18 protein-coding genes are annotated in these 18,662 nt (G+C 76.4%); 13 read left to right on the top strand and 5 right to left on the bottom strand.

All coding sequences use genetic code 11. The features are described 5' to 3' along the window. The first annotated feature begins 69 nt into the window (after positions 1 to 69). The 5 genes from ACI79Z_RS21800 (at position 70) to ACI79Z_RS21780 (ending at position 6,221) form a co-directional block, all read left to right on the top strand. On the top strand, positions 70 to 714 hold the full coding sequence (locus tag ACI79Z_RS21800) for a TetR/AcrR family transcriptional regulator (RefSeq protein ID WP_387986036.1): 645 nt from the start codon (positions 70 to 72) through the stop codon (positions 712 to 714). Positions 715 to 748: 34 nt separating this feature from the next. Further along, the gene (locus ACI79Z_RS21795; RefSeq protein ID WP_456904000.1) at positions 749 to 1,585 is read left to right on the top strand and encodes a class I SAM-dependent methyltransferase; all 837 of its coding nucleotides are present in this window, start codon (positions 749 to 751) and stop codon (positions 1,583 to 1,585) included. Between the two features lie 77 nt (positions 1,586 to 1,662). Continuing rightward, entirely contained in the window at positions 1,663 to 3,234 is a 1,572-nt protein-coding gene (locus tag ACI79Z_RS21790; protein WP_456903998.1) for a long-chain-fatty-acid--CoA ligase, read from the top strand. Positions 3,235 to 3,341: 107 nt separating this feature from the next. After that, positions 3,342 to 5,099 (top strand): class I adenylate-forming enzyme family protein, encoded by a 1,758-nt coding sequence (locus ACI79Z_RS21785; protein WP_456903996.1) that lies wholly within the window; start codon positions 3,342 to 3,344, stop codon positions 5,097 to 5,099. A 69-nt stretch (positions 5,100 to 5,168) separates the two neighbouring features. After that, on the top strand, positions 5,169 to 6,221 hold the full coding sequence (locus ACI79Z_RS21780; protein WP_387986558.1) for a potassium channel family protein: 1,053 nt from the start codon (positions 5,169 to 5,171) through the stop codon (positions 6,219 to 6,221). Here the strand turns inward: ACI79Z_RS21780 and ACI79Z_RS21775 are convergent. Further along, positions 6,200 to 7,720, bottom strand: a complete 1,521-nt coding sequence (locus ACI79Z_RS21775) for an adenylate/guanylate cyclase domain-containing protein (RefSeq protein WP_456903994.1) — start codon at positions 7,718 to 7,720, stop codon at positions 6,200 to 6,202. The two genes, ACI79Z_RS21780 and ACI79Z_RS21775, sit on opposite strands and share 22 nt — an antisense overlap. A 36-nt stretch (positions 7,721 to 7,756) precedes the next feature. Continuing rightward, the gene (locus ACI79Z_RS21770; RefSeq protein WP_387986049.1) at positions 7,757 to 7,933 is read right to left on the bottom strand and encodes a hypothetical protein; all 177 of its coding nucleotides are present in this window, start codon (positions 7,931 to 7,933) and stop codon (positions 7,757 to 7,759) included. A gap of 95 nt (positions 7,934 to 8,028) precedes the next feature. Here ACI79Z_RS21770 and ACI79Z_RS21765 point away from each other — a divergent pair, with 95 nt between their 5' ends. Further along, positions 8,029 to 8,406 (top strand): YybH family protein, encoded by a 378-nt coding sequence (locus ACI79Z_RS21765; RefSeq protein ID WP_456903992.1) that lies wholly within the window; start codon positions 8,029 to 8,031, stop codon positions 8,404 to 8,406. Positions 8,407 to 8,463: 57 nt separating this feature from the next. Here the strand turns inward: ACI79Z_RS21765 and ACI79Z_RS21760 are convergent, their stop codons facing one another. Then, positions 8,464 to 9,321 (bottom strand): NAD(P)H-binding protein, encoded by an 858-nt coding sequence (locus tag ACI79Z_RS21760; protein WP_456903990.1) that lies wholly within the window; start codon positions 9,319 to 9,321, stop codon positions 8,464 to 8,466. 235 nt (positions 9,322 to 9,556) lie between these two features. On the opposite strand from ACI79Z_RS21760, the gene ACI79Z_RS21755 reads away from it, so the two are divergent. The 5 genes from ACI79Z_RS21755 (at position 9,557) to ACI79Z_RS21735 (ending at position 15,539) form a co-directional block, all read left to right on the top strand. Then, positions 9,557 to 11,449 (top strand): BCCT family transporter, encoded by a 1,893-nt coding sequence (locus ACI79Z_RS21755; protein ID WP_456903988.1) that lies wholly within the window; start codon positions 9,557 to 9,559, stop codon positions 11,447 to 11,449. Between the two features lie 10 nt (positions 11,450 to 11,459). Beyond that, positions 11,460 to 11,795, top strand: coding sequence for an aromatic acid exporter family protein (locus tag ACI79Z_RS21750; RefSeq protein ID WP_456903986.1), 336 nt, complete (start codon positions 11,460 to 11,462; stop codon positions 11,793 to 11,795). Positions 11,796 to 11,801: 6 nt separating this feature from the next. Then, positions 11,802 to 12,554 (top strand): hypothetical protein, encoded by a 753-nt coding sequence (locus ACI79Z_RS21745; RefSeq protein WP_456903984.1) that lies wholly within the window; start codon positions 11,802 to 11,804, stop codon positions 12,552 to 12,554. Between the two features lie 136 nt (positions 12,555 to 12,690). Then, a complete protein-coding gene (locus tag ACI79Z_RS21740; RefSeq protein ID WP_387986059.1) occupies positions 12,691 to 13,818 on the top strand; it encodes a hypothetical protein in 1,128 nt (375 codons plus the stop codon). Between the two features lie 65 nt (positions 13,819 to 13,883). Beyond that, positions 13,884 to 15,539, top strand: a complete 1,656-nt coding sequence (locus ACI79Z_RS21735; RefSeq protein WP_387986062.1) for an FAD-dependent oxidoreductase — start codon at positions 13,884 to 13,886, stop codon at positions 15,537 to 15,539. Positions 15,540 to 15,554: 15 nt separating this feature from the next. Here ACI79Z_RS21735 and ACI79Z_RS21730 read toward each other — a convergent pair whose 3' ends face one another. Beyond that, on the bottom strand, positions 15,555 to 16,241 hold the full coding sequence (locus ACI79Z_RS21730) for a TetR/AcrR family transcriptional regulator C-terminal domain-containing protein (protein ID WP_387986064.1): 687 nt from the start codon (positions 16,239 to 16,241) through the stop codon (positions 15,555 to 15,557). 95 nt (positions 16,242 to 16,336) lie between these two features. Between ACI79Z_RS21730 and ACI79Z_RS21725 the strand changes: the two genes are divergently transcribed. Beyond that, positions 16,337 to 17,029, top strand: a complete 693-nt coding sequence (locus ACI79Z_RS21725) for a DUF4386 domain-containing protein (protein WP_456903981.1) — start codon at positions 16,337 to 16,339, stop codon at positions 17,027 to 17,029. Positions 17,030 to 17,070: 41 nt separating this feature from the next. Here ACI79Z_RS21725 and ACI79Z_RS21720 read toward each other — a convergent pair whose 3' ends face one another. Then, positions 17,071 to 17,985 carry an oxygen-binding di-iron domain-containing protein gene (locus tag ACI79Z_RS21720; protein ID WP_387986069.1) on the bottom strand — a complete coding sequence of 305 codons (915 nt, stop codon included), beginning with the start codon at positions 17,983 to 17,985 and terminating at the stop codon, positions 17,071 to 17,073. Between the two features lie 223 nt (positions 17,986 to 18,208). Here ACI79Z_RS21720 and ACI79Z_RS21715 point away from each other — a divergent pair, with 223 nt between their 5' ends. Further along, complete coding sequence (locus ACI79Z_RS21715; RefSeq protein ID WP_387986072.1) at positions 18,209 to 18,619, top strand: TIGR03668 family PPOX class F420-dependent oxidoreductase; 411 nt, start codon at positions 18,209 to 18,211, stop codon at positions 18,617 to 18,619. Positions 18,620 to 18,662: the final 43 nt, after the last annotated feature.

Raw genomic sequence — 18,662 nt, 5'->3', positions numbered from 1 at the left:
TGACAGCGGTCACCCTCGACGGTCAACGGTGACTGTTCAGCGGCCCGCCGGGGCCCTAGCCTGCGGCGGGTGAGCGCCGACCCCCTCCCGGACGACGGCCCGCGCAGCCGGTCGACCCGCACGGCCGACAGCCGGGCGCTGATCCTCGACGCCGCCGTCGCCTGCCTGGTCGAGTCCGGGTACGCCGGCGCGTCCACCCTGGCCGTGCAGGCCCGGGCCGGGGTGTCCCGCGGCCGGCTGCTGCACCACTTCCCGTCCCGCGCCGAGCTGCTGGTCGCCGCCGCCGGGCACCTGTCGAGCACCCTGCTGGCCGGGGTGGAGGAGCGCGCGGCGGCGGTCATGGCCGACGAGCCGGCCGGGCCGGAGCGGATCGACCGGGCGATCGACCTCATGTGGGCGACGTTCCAGGAGCCGCCGTTCTGGGCGGCGATGGAGCTGTGGGTGGCCGCCCGCACCGACCCGCAGCTGCGGGCGGCGCTGCGGGTCGAGGAGCGCCGGCTGCGCGCGGCGATCCGCCGGGTCGCCGACGGGATCTGGGGCCCGCGGATCGCCTCGGCCCCCCGCTACGCCGAGGTGTGCGAGCTGCTGTTCACCAGCATGCGCGGGGTGGCCTGCGTGTACGCCTTCGAGGAGCGGCCCGCCGCCACCGACCCGCACCTCCCGCTCTGGAAGGGGCTCGCCGCGCGGATGCTGACGCCGTCCGCGGAGGGCTGACGGCACGGCCGCCGCCGGGCCACCATGCGGGTGCATGACGAGCGGCACCCGCGACGGTCCCGGCACCGGCTACGTCCTCGGCGACACCGACCCCGAGCTGGCCCGGCTGGACGTGCTCGCCCGCCTCTACGGCCCGGCGACCGCCGCCTGGCTGGACAGCGCGGGCCTGGCGCCGGGCGCGTCGGTGGTCGACCTCGGCTGCGGCCCCGGCGTGGCCGCGCTGGCCGCCGCGGAGCGGGTCGGACCCACGGGCCGGGTGGTCGGCGTCGACGCCTCGGACCGCCACCTGGCGGTGGCCCGGCGGCGGGCGGCGGAGGCGGGGCACGCCCACGTCGAGTTCGTGCGGGCCGACGTCACCACGTGGTCCCCGGCCGCCCCCGTGGACGCCGTCCTCGGGCGGCTGGTGCTGCTGCACCTGCCCGATCCGGTCGCGCTGGTCGCCCGCTCGGCCGCGCTGGTGCGCCCCGGCGGGGTGGTCGCCTTCCAGGACGTCGTCCTCACCAGCCGGGCCGCGCACCCGCCGCTGCCGCTGCTGACCGCCTACGACCGGTGGCTGCGCACCGCGCTCGGCCGGCTCGGCGTCCCCCTCGACGCGGGCCTCCGGCTGACCGGCGTCTTCCGCGCCGCGGGGCTGCCCGACCCCGTGCTCACGTCCGCCCAGCCGCTGGAGCGGGGCGGCGACGCGGCCGGGTGGGCGGTCGTGGCGGGCGACGTCACCAGCCTGCTGCCGGCCTTCGAGCGCACCGGCACGGCCACCGCCGCGGAGGTCGGACCGGAGGACTTCGAGCGGCGGCTGCGCGCCGAGGCCGCCGCCGCGGACGCCGTCCTGGTCAACCCGATGCTGGTCGGCGCGGTCGCCCGGGTGCCCTGACGGTCAGGGTTGACCGCCTCCCCGCCGCCCCGACAGCATGACGCGGGTCACACCCGGTGGCGGCGCAGGAGGAACCCGTGGACGACCCGACCCCCCGGCTGCAGGGGCGCGGCATGACGACGGCCGACCAGCTCGCCCGCTGGGCCCGGCGCACCCCCGACGCGGTCGCCGTGCGCTTCTCGGGCACCGGCCGCACCTACGCCGAGCTCGACGAGCGGGTCACCCGCCTGGCGCGCGCGCTGGCCGACCGGGGCGTGACCGCGGGCGACCGGGTGGCGGTGCTGGGGCTCAACGGGATCGAGGTCTGGGAGTCCTACCTCGCCGGCGTGCGGCTGGGCGCGATCGTCGTCCCGGTCAACTTCCGGCTGGTCGCCGACGAGGTGGCCTACGTGCTCACCGACAGCGGGGCGGCCGCCCTGGTGGTCGACGCCGCGCTGGCCGGCGTCGCGGCCGAGGCGCGGGAGCAGGCGCCGGGCGTGCACACCGTCCTGACCGTCGGCCAGGACTACGAGGACGCGCTCGCGGCGGCGTCGGCCGAGCCGCTCGACGTCGAGGTCGACGAGTCGGCGCCGGCGTTCATCATGTACACGTCGGGCACCACCGGCCGGCCCAAGGGCGCCGTCCTCACCCACCACAACCTGCTGATGCACGTGTTCAGCCAGGTGGCCACCCTCGGGGTGGGCCCGGACGACCGGGTCGGCGCGCCGGGGGCGCCGCTGTTCCACATCGCTGGGCTGGCCGGCGGGCTGCCGCCGCTGCTGCTCGGCGGCACCCACGTCATCCTCGCCTCGGGCGGCTTCGACCCCGTGGCCGTGCTCGACCTCGTCGAGCGCGAGCGGATCTCCAACCTCTTCCTCGTGCCGGCGATGTGGGCGGCGGTGGTGGCGGTGCCGGGGATCGCCGAGCGCGACCTGTCCTGCCTCAAGCGGATCTCCTGGGGCGCGGCGCCGGCGTCGACCACCCTGCTGCGGGCGATGATCGACACGTTCCCGCAGGCCGAGGTGGTCACCGCGTTCGGCCAGACCGAGTGCAGCCCGGTCACCTGCCTGCTCCGCGGCGAGGACTCGATCCGCAAGATCGGCTCGGTCGGGACGCCGATGCTCAACGTCGAGGTCCGCGTCGTCGACGACGCCATGCAGGACGTGCCGCGCGGCGAGGTGGGCGAGATCGTCTACCGCAGCCCGATGGTCATGAAGGAGTACTGGGGCAGGCCGGAGGCGACGGCGGAGGCGTTCGCCGGCGGCTGGTTCCACTCCGGCGACCTGGTGCGCGAGGACGAGGACGGCTACCTCTACGTCGTCGACCGCAAGAAGGACATGATCATCACCGGCGGCGAGAACGTGTACTGCGCCGAGGTGGAGGACGCGCTCGCCGCGCACCCCGGCGTCGCCGAGGTGGCGCTCATCGGGGTGCCCGACCCGCGCTGGGGCGAGGCGCCGCTGGCGGTGATCGCGCCGCGGGACCCGGAGAACCCGCCCACGCCCGCCGAGCTGTCGGCCTGGTGCGGCGAGCGGCTGGCCCGCTACAAGCACCCGCGGGAGTACTCGGTGGTGTCCGCGCTGCCCCGCAACCCCAGCGGCAAGGTGCTCAAGACCGCGCTGCGCGAGGAGCACCGCGCCGGCTCGCTGGTCTCCGACCCGGCCGTCTAGCTCCGCGCTGTGCGGTCAGCACATCTGCGGGTGTGCACAGCGCTGCGTGACAGCGGGTGTGAGCTGTACCACGCTGACGGAGCCCTGTTCCGGACGGAAGGACACGCATGACCGCCACGCACCCTGCGCCCGCCGACGCCGCGCAGGAGCCCGCCGCCAGCTGGCCGCCGGGCCTGCCGCGCTCGCTGGAGTACCCGCCGGTGCCGGTCGGGTCGATCCTGCGCGCCGCGGTGCGCCGCTGGGGCACGCGGACGGCGTTCGTCGACCACGACGTCGAGCTGACCTTCGAGGAGCTCGGCGCGCGGGCCGCCGCGGTCGCCAACTGGCTGGCCGACCACGGCGTGGGCCGCGGTGACGTCGTCGCGGTGCACGTCCCGAACTGCCGCCAGTACCCGGCGGTCTACTACGGCGTGGTGATGGCCGGCGCCGTCTTCTCCCCCACCAACCCGCTGCTGCCCGCGGCCGACCTCGCCGCCCAGCTCACCGACGCCGGCGCCAAGGTCCTGGTCACCTGGGACCAGGTGCTGCCCTTCGTCCGCAGCGCGCTCGAGGCCACGCCGGTGCAGACCGTCGTCGTCACCGGGGAGGCGCACACCCTCGACTTCGCCGCGCGGCTCGAGGGCCTGGACGCGACCGACGTCGACCTGGCCGACCTGCTGGCCGCCGACCCCACCGACCGGCACCTCGACGCCGGGCTCGACCCCGCCGCCGACCTGGCGCACCTGGCCTACACCGGCGGCACGACCGGGGTCAGCAAGGGCGTCGAGCTGCCGCACCGCAACGTGGTCACCAACGTGCTGCAGTCCTCGTGCTGGACCTCGGGCTCGCTGCCGGAGCTCGACGAGGCCGGGGACGTCACGATCCGCCAGGTGCTCGGCGAGGACGAGTGCCCGACCCGGCTGGGCGAGGCCACGCTGATCAACCTCACGCCGTGGTTCCACGCCATGGGCGCGATCGGCTACCTCAACGGCATGGTCATGGGCGGCACCACCACCGTGATCCACATGCGCTTCGACCCGGTGAGGTACGTCGAGGACGCGAAGCGCCACCGGGTCACCAGCATCGGCGGCGCCCCGCCGGTGTTCGTGGCGCTGCTGCAGGTGCCCGGGTTCGCCGAGCAGGACTGGTCGCACGTCCGCGGCGTCTCCAGCGGCGCGGCGCCGCTGCCGGTGTCGCTCATCGAGCGGCTGCAGGCGCTGCTGCCCAACGCCGTCATCGGCGAGGGCTACGGGCTGACCGAGGTCACCATGATGGCCACCGGCAACCCGACGTTCCGCTCCGGCACCCGCAAGGCCGGCACGGTCGGCGTGCCGATCTTCGACACCGAGATCACCGTCCGGCCGCTCGGCGGCGGCGACCCGCTGCCCACCGGCGAGCGCGGCGAGGTGTGCATCCGCGGCCCGCAGGTCATGCGCGGCTACGCGCACCGCCCCGAGGCCACCGCGGAGGCGATCGACGCCGACGGCTGGTTCCACACCGGCGACGTCGGGATCCTCGACGAGGACGGCTACCTGTCGATCGTCGACCGCACCAAGGACATGCTGCTCTACAAGGGCTACAACGTGTTCCCGCGCGAGCTGGAGGAGATCCTCTTCGGCGTGCCGGGCGTGGCCGGCGCCGCCGTCGTCGGCCGGCCCGACGAGGCGGCCGGGGAGCTGCCGGTGGCCTACGTGGTCCGCAGGGCCGACGACGCCGGGGCGGCGCTGACCGCCGAGTCGGTGATGGCCGCGGTCAACGACCGGGTCACCCACTACAAGCGGCTGCGCGACGTCGTCTTCATCGACGCCATCCCCGTGTCGGCGGCGGGCAAGGTGCTCAAGCGGGAGCTGGCCGCCCGCGAGCGCGAGGCGGTGGCCGGCGGCTGACCCGATCGGGGCGGTGCGCGCCGGCATCCCGGTGCGCACCGCCCCCGCTCGCTATCGTCGCCGGACGTGATGGGCGGACACGGGCCGGGCGACGACCCGCACACCGGGGTGCAGATCGCGCACGTCGAGCAGTCCCCCGTGCGCCAGGTGTGGCAGCGGGTCGTCCTGGCGGCGTTCTTCCTCGCGCTGACCGTGTTCATCGTCTGGCTGGACCGCGACTCCTACCGCGACGGCGACGAGGTCGGCATCTCGCTGCTCGACGCCGTCTACTACTCCACGGTCACGCTCTCGACCACGGGCTACGGCGACATCACGCCGATCACCGAGGGCGCGCGGCTGGTGAACATCCTGTTCATCACGCCGCTGCGCGTCATGTTCCTGATCGTCCTCATCGGCACCACGCTCGAGGCGCTCACCGCGCGCTCGCGCGAGGAGTTCCGGATCCGACGCTGGAGGTCCCGCGTGCGTCAGCACGTCATCGTGTGCGGCTACGGCACCAAGGGCCGCAGCGCCGTCCGCTCGCTGCGGGCCACCGGCACGCCGCTGGAGAACATCGTCATCGTCGACGGCGACCAGCGGGCCATCGACGAGGCCAACTCGATCGGCCTCACCGGCATCGTCGGCGACGCCGGGCGCACCGACGTGCTGCGCCGCGCGCACGTCGAGCGGGCCCGTGCGGTGATCGTGGCGGCCAACCGGGACGACGCCTCGGTGCTGATCACCCTCACCGTCCGGCAGCTCAACCCGAGCGTGCCGATCACCACCTCCGTGCGCGAGGAGGAGAACGCGCAGCTGCTGCGCCAGTCCGGCGCCGACACCGTCATCACCACCTCGGCGACGTCGGGCCGGCTGCTGGGCCTGTCCACCGACAGCCCGCGGGTCGTGTCCGTCGTCGAGGACCTGCTCACCGGCGGGCAGGGGCTGGACCTCTCCCAGCGCACGGTGACCTCCGGCGAGGTCGGCCTGGGCCCGCGCGACCTGCGCGACATCGTGCTGTCGGTGACCCGCGGCGGGCGCACGCTGCGCTTCGACGACCCGCTGATCGGCACGCTGCAGAGCGAGGACGTGCTCGTCGTCGTCCGCTCGCACGGCCCCGACGGTCAGGTGTTCGCGCGGACGTAGGTGCGGGTCGGCTCGCCGCGGCCGCGCAGCTCCACCTCCGCGTCGGGCACCCAGTGGGCGGCCTCGCCGCCGCCGGCGGCCCGGACCGCGGCCTCGCTGGCCACCGCCCGCCCCGGCCGGTCCTTGGCCAGCTCGGTGAGCCGGGCGGCCTCGTTCACCGGGTCGCCGATGACGGTGTACTCCAGCCGGCTGGCGGTGCCCACCTGCCCGGCCCACGCCGGCCCGCAGGCCACGCCGACGCCGACGTCGACCTCCCCGGCGCGCGCGACGTCGTCGCAGATCCGGCGGGCGGCGCGCAGCGCGGCGCCGGAGGCGTCGGGGTGCCCGGTGGGCGCGCCGAAGACGCACAGCGCGGCGTCGCCCTCGAACTTGTCCACCAGCCCGCCCTCGGCCTCGACCGCGTCGACGACGACGGCGAAGAACCGGTTGAGCAGGCCGACCATCCCCTCCGGGCCGGTGCGCCGCACCAGCGCGGTCGACCCGACGACGTCGACGAACAGCGCCGCCACCGGCCGCAGCTCCCCGCCCAGCGAGGCTCCCTCGGCCAGCGCCCGCGCGGCGACCGTCGTCCCGACGTGCCGGCCGAACAGGTCGCGCAGCCGCTCCCGCTCGGCGAGGCCGGCGGCCATCGTGTTGACGCCCTCCTGCAGCAGGCCGATCTCGCCGGCGTCGTCGACGGTGACGCTCGCGGTGTAGTCCCCGGCGCCGACCCGCTGCACCACCTGCCGCAGGTCGCGCAGCGGCTGCCCGACCGCGCGGGCGGTGAGCAGGGTGGCCAGCCCGCCGACCAGCACGGCGACGACGGCGAGGAAGACGACGGCGGTGCGGCCGGGCCCGCCGGGGTTGCTCGGGTCGGCGAACAGCAGCACCACGCCGAGCAGCGGGACCGCGCTGGTCAGCCCCCAGGTGAGCAGCAGGCGCGGGCGGACGCCGAGGGCGAGCCGGCCGGCGGGCGGGTGCGCGGCCAGCGCGCGGGTGGTCAGCGCGCGGGCGGCGCGGGCGACGAGCAGGTACACCACACCGGCGGTGACGGCGCCGCCGAGCAGCGCGACGACGCCGACCCGCAGGCCGACCAGCGGGTCGGGGAAGGTGACCGCCGCGACGGCGCCGGCGAGGACCGCCCCCGCCAGCCACACGACGGCGGCGGTGAGCGCGGCGTCCACCGGCAGCCGCAGCGCGCGGGCGGCCTCGGCCGGGGTGGGGTCGCGGCCGGCGAGCAGCCAGGCGGTGGTGGCCCGCTGCCGGCGCAGCCCGGCGAGGGTGGCCACGGGCAGCGCGACGAGCAGGTAGGCCAGCGCGGCGAGCAGGGTGGGACCGCGGCCGGCGTCGTCCCCGTCGTCGGAGACGCCGAGCAGCAGCAGGGTGACGGTGCCGACGCCGACCAGGTCGGCGACGACGACCAGCGCGACGATGAGCGGGACGGCGATCCGGCCGCTCGGGGCCCAGGCCAGCACGTCCTCGGCGCGGCGGGCGGCCGTGCGGGCGCTGTCCGGGATCACGGGAGGCTCAACGACCCCGGCGGGGCCGGGACACGGTCAGGCCGGCAGGGCGGCGAGTTCCTCGGCCAGCCGGGCGTCGGACAGCACGAGGTCGGTGGCGGTGGTGTGCCAGCCGGCCACCAGCAGCAGCGGCCAGGGGCGCTCGTCGTCGGCCGAGGCGGTGGCCGCGACCAGGCCGGCCTGCGCCACGGCGCGGCACGCGATCGGGTTCACGTCCCGGTCTTCGGCACCGGCGCAGGCCGTGTGCAGCCGGGCGGCGGACCTCACCCCGGGGGATGAGATCGGGGGCCCGGCCCGGTCTGCCCCGCATGGACTCCGACGAGCTGCAGGTCCGCCAGGTGCTGGAGGCGTGGGCACGGGCCGTGCGGCGCGCCGACGTCGACGCGGTCGTGGCCGTGCACACCGGCGACGTCGTGCTGTTCGACGTCCCGCCGCCGATGGTGGTGACCGGGATCGACAGCTACCTGCGGCAGTGGCGGCTGTTCTGGGAGGCCCAGGGCGAGGGCCTGTTCGACGTCTCCGAGCTGACCGTGGTGGCCGGGGACGGCGTCGCGTTCGCGCACGGCCTGCTCCGGATCGGCGCGGCGGGCACCGAGGGCTTCGAGGTGCGGCTGACCGTGGGCCTGCGCCGGGTGGACGGGCGCTGGCTGGTCACCCACGAGCACCACTCGGTGCCCGCGGAATGACCGGGACACGCGGACACGCCCGCGGCCGCCCGGGAGTGACCCGGGCGGCCGCGCGGCTCAGGCGCGGGCGGCGCGGACGGCGTCGGCGAGCGGGGTCACCGGCCGGCCGAGCAGGGCGGCGAGGTCGGCGTCGCCGGTGTCGAGATCGCCGTTCGCGATGGAGGTGTCGATGGCGGCGACGAACCCGGCGGTGCCGGCGTCGAGGCCGGCGCCCTGCAGGGTCGCGACGAGCTCGTCGGCCGGGAGGTCGCGGTAGCGGACCGTCGTCCCGGTGGCCTCGGTGACGGCGGCGGCGAGCTCGGCGAGGGTCACGCCGGGCCCGCCGACCTCGAGGACGACGGTGCCCTCCTCGTCGGCCAGCAGCGCGGCCGCGGCGGCGACGGCGTAGTCCGCGCGCGGGGCGATCGACACCCGGCCCTCCCCCGCGGCGCCGACGATCTCGCCGGTGGCGAGGTACCGGTCGAGCTGCGCGGTGTAGTTCTCGAGGTACCAGCTGTTGCGCAGGACGGTCGCCGGGACGTCCGCCTTGAGCAGCACCTCCTCGGTCCCGCGGTGCTCGGGGGCGAGCGGGTTGGCCGAGGTGTCGGCGTGCGCGATCGACGTGTAGACGATCCGCTGCACCCCGGCGGCCACCGCCGCCTCGACGACGGCCTCGTGCTGGGCGACCCGCTGCCCCGGCTCGCTGCCGGAGACCAGCAGCAGCCGGTCGACGCCGGCCAGGGCCGCGGGCAGGGTGTCCGGCCGCGAGTAGTCGCCGTGGCGGACCTGCACGCCGCGGCCGGCCAGCTCGGCGGCGGCCTCGGGACGGCGGACGACGGCGACGACGTCGGACGCCGGGACGCCGCGGTCGAGCAGCTCCTCGACGGCGCGGCGGCCGAGGTGGCCGGTGGCTCCGGTGACGGCGTAGGTGGTCATGCGGGCGCTCTCCTCGTGCAGGGGCCGATGTGCTTGCGGGTTCAACAACCCGGCACCCCGGTCGTGTCATCCCGCCCGGCGGCGCCGGTCCCGGATTGCGGCTCCGGCGGGGTGCACCGAGGCTGGGAGCGCGGGCCTGCGTGCTGACCGTGCGCGCACTCCTGCCCGCCGGGGACGCGGTCCCCCAGCAGTCGACCGAACGGAGGGTCGTCCGCGCGTGCGCGGACGCAGACCAGTGAGCCCCACCGCACCGCCCGGACACCCCGACGGAGGGGCGGCCGCACCGGCCGTCGCCCCGCTCCCCACCGACCCGCACCCCGCCATCGCCGAGCCGCCTCTCCCGGCGGCCGACGCGCGCGCCCGGCTCGACCGCGTCGTCTTCACCGTCGCCGCGGTGCTGGCCCTGGCGTTCGTCGCCTGGGGGTTCGTGAGCCCGAGCGGCCTGGGCTCGGCCAGCAGCAGCGCGCTGGTCTGGATCGAGTCCAACCTCGGCTGGCTGTTCGTGACGCTGGCCTCGGCGTTCGTCGTCTTCGTGCTGTGGCTGGCGGCCAGCCGGTACGGCCGCATCCCGCTCGGCCGCGACGACGAGGCGCCGGAGTTCCGCACCGTCTCGTGGGTCGCGATGATGTTCAGCGCGGGGATGGGCATCGGGCTGATGTTCTACGGCGTCGCCGAGCCGCTCGCGCACTACGTCACCCCGCCACCGCGCACGGTGGCCGGCGAGACCCCCGAGGCCGTGCAGACCGCCATGGCCACGACCCTGTTCCACTGGACCCTGCACCCCTGGGCGATCTACGCCGTGGTGGGGCTGGCCATCGCCTACGGCACGTTCCGCCGCGGCCGCCGGACGCTGGTCAGCGCGGCGTTCGAGCCGCTGTTCGGCCGGCGCCGCACCGAGGGCTGGGCGGGCCGGGTCGTGGACGTCCTGGCCATCTTCGCCACGCTGTTCGGCTCGGCGGCCTCCCTCGGCCTGGGCGCGCTGCAGATCGGCAGCGGCGTGGAGATCCTGGGCTGGGCCGGCGACGTGGGCAACGGCGTCCTGGTCGGGATCATCGCGGTGCTGACCGCGGCGTTCGTCGCGTCCGCGGTCTCCGGCGTCGCCCGGGGCATCCAGTGGCTGTCCAACGTCAACATGGTGCTCGCCGTCGTCCTGGCCCTGTTCGTCTTCGTGGCCGGACCGACCGTGCTGATCCTCAACCTGGTCCCCGGAGCGGTCGGCAGCTACGTCGCCGACCTCGCGCAGATGGCCGCCCGCACCGAGGCCAGCGGCGGCCCGGCGACGGCGGAGTGGCTGCGCGGCTGGACGGTCTTCTACTGGGCGTGGTGGATCTCGTGGACGCCGTTCGTCGGGCTGTTCCTCGCCCGGATCAGCCGCGGCCGCACCATCCGCCAGTTCGTCACCGGCGTCCTGCTGGTGCCCAGCGGCGTGAGCCTGGTGTGGTTCGCCGTCTTCGGCGGGGCCGGCATCGCCGCGCAGCGGTCCGGCGCGGACGTCGCCGGGCAGGCCACCTCGGAGGGGCAGTTGTTCGGGGTGCTGGAGCAGTACCCGCTGGCCACCGCCACGACGGTGCTGGTCGTGGTGCTGGTGGCGATCTTCTTCGTCTCCGGGGCCGACGCCGCCTCGATCGTCATGGGCTCGCTGTCCGAGCGCGGCACGCTCCGGCCCCGCCGCGGGACGGTGGTGTTCTGGGGCGTGGTCATGGGCGCCGTCGCGGCGGTGATGCTGCTGGTGGGCGGCGGCGAGGCGCTCACCGGCCTGCAGAACCTGACGATCATCGCGGCGCTGCCCTTCGCGCTGGTCATGGTCGGGTTGGCCGTCGCGCTCGCCAAGGACGTGCGCACCGACCCCATGGTGCTGCGCCGCACCTACGCCGCGGAGGCGGTCGAGCAGGCCGTCGTCGACGGCATCAGCCGGCACGGCGAGGACTTCGCGCTGGTCGTGGAGGCCGGCGGGGAGGGGGCGCCGGGAGTCCCGTCGGTGCGGGTCACCGGGAACACGGTCGAGGACACGGCCGGGCACGCGCCCGTGGGCGACACGGCCGGGCACGCACCCGCGGGCGACACGGCCGGGCACGCGCCCGCGGGCGACGGCGCCGAGCCCGCCGCCCGGGCGCGGCCGGGCGGGTAGCCGCACCGCGGTGCGGACGCCGGGGGCGGGGGCCCGGACGCGCGAGCTGCTGCGCCGGCCCTGGGTGCAGCGTGCGGTGCGGGCGGCGCTGGCCGCCGCGCTCGCCTGGCAGGTGGCGGTCCTGCTGCCGCCGCCGTTCACCCAGTACGCGTACTACGCGCCGCTCGGCGCGGTCATCGCCGTGCACCCGACGGTGGCCGACTCCGCCGCCGCGGCCTGGCGGACGGTGCTGGCCATCCTCCTGGGCTTCGGGCTCGGCGTCACGGTCCACCGGCTCACCGAGCAGGCGCTGCCCGGTGCGCTCACCATCGCGCTGATCGTCGCGCTGGCGATCGGCGTCGAGTAGTGGCGGGTGCTGCAGGAGCACGCGAGCTGGGTGAGCTTCGCCGCCGTCCTCATGCTCACCGTCGGGACGGCGGCCGACCCCGCGCGCTACGCCGCCGCCTACGCCGGGCTGACCCTGCTCGGGGCGGCGATCGGCGTCATGGTCACCACCGTGCTGTTCCCGCCGATGCAGCTCACCGCGGCCGTCCGGGCGATCGCGACCACGCGGGCGCTGCTGGCCCGGCACCTGCACGGCATCGCCGGCGGGCTGCGGGGCGGCGCGCTCCCGGCGCCGGGCGAGTGGGTGCGGCCCCGGCGGGACCTGGACGCCGCGCTGGACCGGATGCGCGCGGCCGAGGCCGTGGTCGAGCGCGCCCGGCTGGCCAACCCACGGGCGCGGCGCTGGGGCGGCACCGCCGCGCGGGTCCGGCAGGAGTCGCGGGCGCTCGACCGGGTCGCCGTCCTCGTCGACGACCTGACCACGCTCGTGGCCCACCTCCCCCCGGACCGCCGCGGCATCGACCGCGTCGACGGCGGCACCGGCTGGCTGCTCGCCGACGCGCTCGACGGCCTCGCCCGGGTGCTGCGCGCCGCCGGGTCCACCGACGGCCGGGACGACGCGGTCCGCGAGGCCGGTGCCGCGCTGCGGCGGCTCACCGCGCTGCTCCGCGAGTCGGCGGTGGCCGACGACGAGGGGTTCGTCGCGCTCGGCGCGGTCGCCGTCGGCATGTACCGGTCGCTGGACACGCTGCGCGGCCGGTCGCCCACCGTCGACGCGTGAGCCCGCCGGGCGTGGCGCTCGCGGCGCGTGCCGCCACGCCGCGGAGCCGGGACCGGCGCGGCTCGGGGGCTGGACCGCCGCCGCGTCGTCCCCCTGGGATGAGCCGCGCCGCACTCCCGAGACCGCGGAGGACGCCGTGCGCCCGACCCCGCTGCCCCGCCGCCGCACGCTGGTCGGCACCGTCCTCGCCTCCGGCCTGGCGGCGCTGCTGCCCGCGTCCCCCGCCTCCGCCGCCGCGACGGGACCGACGCCCCCGGCGGCCGCGCCACCGGCGGTCGAGGCGCCGGCCCCCTACGTCGCCCAGGCGGTCTGCGACCCCGCGCCCAAGCCGGGCGCGCGCGACCTGGCCGACGCGCTGCTGGCCCACTACGGCACCGGCAGCGTCGGCATCTCCCGCGAGTGCGCCGTCGGTGGGCCGAGCGAGCACAAGGAGGGCCGCGCGCTCGACTGGATGCTCGACGCGGGCGTGCCGGCGCAGCGGGCGGTCGCCGAGGAGTTCCTGGCGTGGCTGACCGCGCCCGGACCGTCCGGCGAGTCCGCGTGGGCGGCGCGGCGGCTCGGCGTCATGTACGTCATCTGGGACCGCGAGATCTGGTCGCCGGCCCGGGGGTGGCAGCCGTACGACGGGGCCAGCCCGCACACCGACCACGTGCACGTCTCCCTGTCGTGGGCCGGCGCGATGGGCACCACCTCGTGGTGGACCGGCGTCGCCGCCCGCGTCGACACCGGCCCGTGCACGCCCGACCCGGCGCCCGGCGACCTGCCGCCGTGCGCGGCCGGCGCGGAGCAGCCCGCGCCGAGCACCGCCGCGGCCGCCGAGCCGCGGGAGGACGCCGGGGAGCCCGACGCCGAGGCCCGCGCGCTGGCCGAGCTCGCGGCGCTGCGCGAGGAGTCGCTGGCCCGGGTCCCGCTGGACGGCCGGTGGGTCGCCCAGCTCGCGTCCAAGGACGTCGGCATCACCGACCCGCTGCAGACCGCGCAGGACGGCTCGCACACCTTCTCCGCCGTCGACGTCCTCGCCGAGAGCCGGGCGGGGCTCGCGACGGTGACCGACCCGTCGGCGCTGTACGTGCTGCAGGGCACCGACTTCGGCCGGCGCTCCACCGCACCCGACGGCGACCCGTACTGGATCACCGTGGTCGACGCCGCGTTCGGCGGCCGGGCCGACGTCGAGGCCTGGTGCGCGGCCACCTACCCCCAGCTGCACGGCGCGGGGCTGACCAACGCCTGCCTGCCGCGCCGGCTCACCCCGCCGCACGGGTGACCCGGGCCGGTCCCGGGTCCCTCGACCCTGGGCCGGGTGGTGCCGGCTCCCTACGCTGCGCGCGCATGAGCGGTCCGGTGCTGATCGCCGTCGACGACGACCCGGCCCTGCTGGAGGCCGTCGGGCGGGAACTGCGCAGCCGGTACGAGCGGGACTACCGCGTGCAGTGCCGGGGGTCGGCGGACGAGGCGCTCGCCCTGCTGGACGAGCTCGCGGGGGCCGGCGAGGAGGTCGCCCTGGTGCTCGCGGGCGAGACGGTGTCCGGTGCCCCGGGAACGGAGCTGCTGGCGGAGGTGCGCGGCCGGTTCCCGCACGCCGAGCGGGCCCTGCTCGTCCCGTGGGCGCACGTCGGGACCCCGGGCACCGGGGACGCGGTCCTCGAGGCGATCGCCCGCGGCCGCATCGACCACTACCTGGTGCGCCCCGCGCCGCCGCCGGACGAGCAGTTCCACCAGGCGGTGTCGGGCTTCCTGCTGGCGTGGGCGCAGACGCGGCGCCGCGCGCCGCACACGATCGACGTCGTCGGCGAGACCTGGAGCGGCCGGGCCTACGAGCTGCGGGAGGTGCTCGGCCGCTGCGCGATGCCGCACCGCTTCTGCCTGGCCGACTCCGCCGAGGGCCGCGCCCTGCTGGCCGACCGGGAGCGGCGGAGGCTGCCGCTGCTGGTCATGCCCGACGGGACGGTGCTCGAGGACCCCACCGACCTCGACATCGCGCGGTCGGCGGGGACGGCGATCGACCCGTCCGGTGACCGCTACGACCTGGTCATCGTCGGGTGCGGGCCGGCCGGCCTGTCCGCCGGCGTCTACGGCGCCTCCGAGGGGTTGCGCACGATCGTCGTCGACTCCGGCAGCATCGGCGGCCAGGCGACCTCCAGCTCGGCGATCCGCAACTACCTGGGCTTCCCCCGCGGCGTGACCGGCGGGGAGCTGGCGCGCCGCGCCTACGAGCAGGCGTGGCTGTTCGGCGCCCGGTTCGCCTTCATGCAGGAGGTCACCGACCTCGCGCACGAGCCCGACGGCATCGTCGTCTCGCTCGACACCGGCGGGGTCGTGGTGGCCCGCGCGGTGGTCCTCGCGCCCGGCGCCAGCTACCGGCGCCTCGGGGTGGAGTCGCTGGAGGCGCTGCGGGGGGCCGGCGTCTCCTACGGCGCCGCGGCGTCGGAGGCCCCGCTGGTGGCGGGCGAGGAGGTCTACGTCGTCGGGGGCGCCAACTCCGCCGGGCAGGCGGCGCTGCACCTGGCCCGCTTCGCGGAGCGGGTCACGCTCGTGGTGCGGGCCGCGTCGCTCGACGCCGGGATGTCGCACTACCTCGCGCGCCAGGTCGAGGGGACGCCCGGCGTCGAGGTGCGGACCGGCACCGAGGTCGTCGGCGGGGGCGGCGACGGCCGGCTCGACCACCTCGTGCTGCGGGACCGCGCGAGCGGCGCGGAGGAGACGGTGAGCGCCCAGGCGCTCTTCCTCATGATCGGCGCCCGGCCGCACACCGAGTGGCTGCCCCCGGCCGTCGAGCGCGATCCCGCGGGCTTCGTCGTGACCGGGCCGGACGTGAGCGCCGGCGCCGTCCGCGCCCTCGGCCGTCCCCCGCTGCCGCTGGAGACCAGCCTCCCGGGCGTCCTCGCGGCCGGCGACGCCCGGCACGGGTCGGTCAAGCGCGTGGCCTCCGCCGTCGGCGAGGGCTCGATCGCGATCCGGCTGGTCCACCAGCTCCTCGCCGTCTGAGCCGCCGCGCGCCCGTCAGGACGGGGAGCTGCGCCAGCCCCGCGCGCGCAGCCGCTCGGCGCCGTCGAGCAGCAGGTCGAGGGCGAAGGCGAACTCGAAGTCCTCGTCGCAGCCCTGCCCGACCGCGGACAGGTCGCCACCGGTGGCCGCCGTGGCGATCTCCAGCACGTGCGGGAACCGCCGCGCGAACTCCGCGGCCACCGCCTGCCGCTCCTCCGGCGTGGGCTCGGGCGCGTCGTCGTCGCGCGGCTCCTCGAACAGCTCGGGACTGAAGCCCCAGATGCGGTTGCCGAGGGCGTGCATGAGGTGGTGGGTGAGGTCGACGGAGAACCCGCCGGCCCGGAAGGTGCCGGCGACGGCGTCCATGTGGCCGAGGACGGCGGGCGTCCGGTGGGTGCGCGACTCGATCGCCTTCCGCGCCCAGGCGTGCCGCAGCACCGCCCGGCGGGCGGAGAGCAGCCGCTGCCGGACCGCGGCGCGCCAGTCCGCCCCGGGGGCGGGCTCCTCGAACTCCCCGATGACGACGTCGACCATCCCGTCGAGCAGCTCGTCCTTGTCGGCGACGTGCTTGTACAGCGCCATGGGGACGACGCCGAGCTCCTGGGCCAGCCGCCGCATGCTCACCGCACCCAGGCCCGCCTCGTCGGCGAGCGCCACCGCGGCCGCGAGGACCCGCGCCCGGTTCAGGGGCTCCCGTGCCATCCGACCCCTCCCTGCTTGACGGGTGTACGACGTACACCTTAACGTCCGCGCCGTCGGTGTACGCCGTACACCACCATCTCGGAGGAGACAGAGTCATGAGGGAGTCCCGCGGAGCCGCCGTCGTCACGGGCGTGTTCTTCCTGGTCGCCGCGGTCAGCGCGGTCGCGGCGCTGGCGCTGTACCAGCCGCTGCTCGGCGACCCGGCCTACGTGCTGGGTGAGGGCGCGGACACGCAGGTGCGCTGGGGCGCGCTGCTGGAGGTCGTGCTGGCCGCGGCCTGCATCGGCACCGCGGTCGCGGCGTACCCGGTCGTCGAGCGGCACGGCCGGGCCCTGGCCCTCGGCTACGTGTGCGGGCGGCTGCTCGAGGCGGCGGTGATCGTCGTGGGGATCGTCAGCGTGCTCGCGGTGGTCGCGCTCCGGTCGGCCGGGGACGACGCGTCGTCCGTCGCCGTCGCCCGCGGGCTGGTGGCCCTGCATGACGCGACGTTCCTCGTCGGCCCCGGCCTGGTCATCGGCGTCAACACGCTGCTGCTGGCCGCGCTGGTGCACCGGGGCCGCCTGGCGCCCCGGTGGATCGCGGTGACCGGCCTGGTCGGCGGGCCGCTGGTGTTCCTCTCGTCCACCGCCGTGCTGTTCGGCGTCTACGAGCAGGTCTCGGTGTGGGGCTTCCTCTGCGCCGTCCCGGTCACCGTGTGGGAGATGGGCCTGGCGGTCTACCTCATCGCCCGCGGCTTCCGCACGGCCCCGACGCCGGCGCCCGGGCGGCGTGACCTGGTCCCCGCCTGAGGTGTCACCGGGGGTCCCGTAGCCGCACCCCGGGGGTGCCGCTACGGGCTCCGGACGGTCTCGCCCGCCGGTGAGCTCGGTCGTCGTGGCGCCGGCGGGGTCACGCCCGGCGCCGGCGGGCCGGCCACCGTCGGGGTCGCGGGGACCTGCTCGCCGGCGCGCTGCATCTCCGCCATGGCCTTGATCATGTCGGCGAACTGCTCGGAGTCCGGTGGCACGAACCTCTCGGCGGTGGGGACCTGCGCCAGCACCCGGAGGAACTCCTCCAGCTCCGTCCCGCTCGCGACGGGGAGGTGCGAGGAGAAGATCCGCCGGGGCTGGATCTGCCGGACGCGGTCGAGGACCCGGCCGAACTGGACCTCGTCCGTGAGGTGCACCCAGGGCGAGTCCGACGTGGCCCAGCCGATCATGCCGCCGGCGAGGGCCTCCGGGGACACGTCCGACGCGTCCTGCGTGGGCTCCGGGAGCAGCGCCCCGAAGGCGTCGACGGTGAACAGCGCCCCGGTGGACCGGTCCAGGACGCCGAGGGACATCGGGTTGTCGAACAGCGGCGGGGCGACCGCGGTGAGCGTGCGGTCCCCCACGTGGATCTCGTCACCGGCCCGGATGGCGTGCACCCGCTCCATGGGGACCGGCCACCACGTCGACATGCGCAGGGCGGCGAACCCGTGCGTGACCAGCCGGGCGTTCGGCGCCGCCTCCATGATCCGCTGGATGTTGCCGGTGTGGTCGGCGTCGTCGTGGGTGAGCCACACCCACTTCAGGGTCCGCAGGTCGATGATCGAGCCGACCGCGTCGAGGAACTGGTCCGCGTCGACGGCGATGCCGCTGTCGATGAGGACCGGCTCCTCGGACGTGATCAGGTAGGCGTTGATCGGGAGGACGCCGACCCCCGGCAGGGAGATGTTGGTGGGCAGGACGTGGACGTCGTCCTGACCTCGGTAGGGGCTGTCCACGGGACGCCTCCGGTGGTCGCGCTCGGTGGCCGCCTCCTCGGCCGCCTCGAACGTAGGGCGGCTAACCGGCACCCACCAGGGCCCCTCGTCCTCGGGGCGCCGCCGGCCGGCCCCGTGGTGGTCCGGCAGCAGCCCGCACCGCCGGCACCGCCCGTCGGGCGGGACGCCGTACCGGAGGCGGTCGCCGGCCGCTCGACGACTGCCGTCAGCGGCTGACCGACCGGTGCGGACAGCGGAGCTGCGCGAGCGTTTCGCCTCCGCCGCCGTCGCTCGCCTGGCCACCGTCCGCCCGGACGGCGCTCCGCACCTCGTCCCGGTCGTGTTCGCGGCGTCCGCCGACACCGTCTGGCTGGCCGTCGACGCCAAACCCAAGCGGACGACACAGCTGCAGCGGTTGACCGACCTGCGCCACGAGCCCCGGTGTGCCCTGCTGGTCGACCACTACGAGGAGGACTGGAGCCGGCTCTGGTGGGTGCGCGCCGACGGCATCGGCGTCGTCATCGACGATCCGGGCACCGGCCACCCGGGCCTGGCCGCGCTCGTCGATCGGCATCCCCAGTACCGCGACCAGCCGCCGTGCGGGCCGCTGGTCGTCGTCAGCGTCGAACGCTGGAGCGGGTGGTCGAGTACGTGAGTGCAGGCGAAGAGGCCGGGGCCACCGCCGTGGCGGTGGCCCC

The organism is Geodermatophilus sp. SYSU D00663 (genome assembly GCF_054050655.1).
The sequence above is the reverse complement of the archived record's forward strand: the minus strand, read 5'-3'. Positions and strand labels throughout refer to the sequence as shown.

Excerpts from the sequence above, each read along its gene's own strand:
- ACI79Z_RS21785 (WP_456903996.1), top strand. The coding sequence starts at position 3,342 with ATGACCGCCACGCACCCTGCGCCCGCCGACGCCGCGCAGGAGCCCGCC.
- ACI79Z_RS21780 (WP_387986558.1), top strand. The coding sequence starts at position 5,169 with ATGGGCGGACACGGGCCGGGCGACGACCCGCACACCGGGGTGCAGATC.
- ACI79Z_RS21765 (WP_456903992.1), top strand. The coding sequence starts at position 8,029 with ATGGACTCCGACGAGCTGCAGGTCCGCCAGGTGCTGGAGGCGTGGGCA.
- ACI79Z_RS21730 (WP_387986064.1), bottom strand. The coding sequence starts at position 16,241 with ATGGCACGGGAGCCCCTGAACCGGGCGCGGGTCCTCGCGGCCGCGGTG.
- ACI79Z_RS21725 (WP_456903981.1), top strand. The coding sequence starts at position 16,337 with ATGAGGGAGTCCCGCGGAGCCGCCGTCGTCACGGGCGTGTTCTTCCTG.
- ACI79Z_RS21735 (WP_387986062.1), top strand. The coding sequence starts at position 13,884 with ATGAGCGGTCCGGTGCTGATCGCCGTCGACGACGACCCGGCCCTGCTG.
- ACI79Z_RS21795 (WP_456904000.1), top strand. The coding sequence starts at position 749 with ATGACGAGCGGCACCCGCGACGGTCCCGGCACCGGCTACGTCCTCGGC.
- ACI79Z_RS21760 (WP_456903990.1), bottom strand. The coding sequence starts at position 9,321 with ATGACCACCTACGCCGTCACCGGAGCCACCGGCCACCTCGGCCGCCGC.